This window comes from Stenotrophomonas sp. P5_B8, from assembly GCF_054049855.1.
Genome location: NZ_JBFULO010000690.1, coordinates 1 through 1269 on the forward strand (window position 1 = coordinate 1; position 1269 = coordinate 1269).

Below are 1269 nucleotides of genomic sequence, written 5' to 3' on the forward strand. Positions count from 1 at the left end.
AAGTGTCTCTCCCCCATAGCCTATCTGCTGATCAGCGCCAAGAGCTCGCTCTTGCGCTGGGGCAACTCCTAGTGGATCGCTTTCAAGTCGCTGTCCTCGTGGCTGTGCATAAGCCGAGCAAACAGGGCGATCAACGCAACCACCACGTCCACTTGCTGATGTCTGCCCGCAAAGTGGGCGCTGATGGTTTAGGGGAACGAGCCTGCGCGGAGTTTGATGCTCGACAAGGGGGCGGAACACGCGCGCTACGGCAGATTAGAAAAGACATCGAACAGGTGATCAATGGACACTTGGCTATGGCCGGACACAAGAGTCGGGTGGATCACCGGTCACTCAGGGCTCAAGCCAGGGACGCTGCACTCCAAGGCAACTTTGAGCGCGCACGAACCCTCACCCGCAAGCCGATGCGCCACCTTGGGAAGGCAAGAGTTGCCGTCGAGCGGAAGTCTAAGTTCACCGCAGAGATACACGGTGTCGGTGGGAAAGAGGCCGCGATGTCGCTCAGTAGGATCTTGATGGCACACATGAAGCGAAGTGGGGGCGTGCTCCACGACGCCCCAAAGAACCACAATCACGCAGCAGCGTTGCGCGAACTAAGAAGGGAGCAGTTAGGCAAGGATAGCGATGCTGGTGTGCCCGCACGGGGCGCGACGGGTAACCCTGTCAGCCAGGCCATGAACCGATTGGCGGGTGCCTCGGTGCCCAGAGGCATCCATACTGCTTACAGTGGCCAGACACGGCACCTGAGTCGGGTTGCGCGCTTAGCCCGGTCAACAGGCAAAGACGCGGAGATGTTGAACGCTGAGGCGAAGCTGATCGAAAACTGGTTGGAAGCGCAGCGCGAAGTTGCCCAGCAAGCATTAGAAGTGTTGCGCCTTGTTMCTGGCATCCAAATCGAACCCGAATTCCAGCAAGCGCACTCGGCCTTGGTTTGCCGTCGTGTCGACAGCTATGCAAGCAAACCGTTCTTGTTTGAAGACACCGAGTCCCTAGCAAAGGCGGTAAGCACCTACGCGCGGATGGTGATCAGGCCCTACCGGGCCCGCATGGAGGTGCTGAATGCCCAAGCAGCGCTTTCTGAGCATGGAGATGCTCCGACCACCCACGCTGCCATTCGAGCGCGCAGAGCGCTAGCCCGATCAAAGGTCCATGTGTCACCTCGGATTGTCGCCATCCAAAATTGGCGGATCAATCAGGCACGCCAGAAGATGATGGACGCCTGCAAAAGCTTGGAGAAGAACTTCGCAGTGCCGACATTGGAGGTTCTAA

The 1269-nt window shown here is 58.4% G+C and carries 2 pseudogenes; both read left to right on the forward strand.

From position 1 onward, the window contains the following. Nucleotides 1-2 precede the first annotated feature (2 nt). Nucleotides 3-344, forward strand: a pseudogene (locus tag ACXJKH_RS20715) (MobA/MobL family protein); the annotation flags it as partial. A 447-nt stretch (nucleotides 345-791) separates the two neighbouring features. Further along, nucleotides 792-1269: pseudogene (locus ACXJKH_RS20720) on the forward strand (hypothetical protein); the annotation flags it as partial.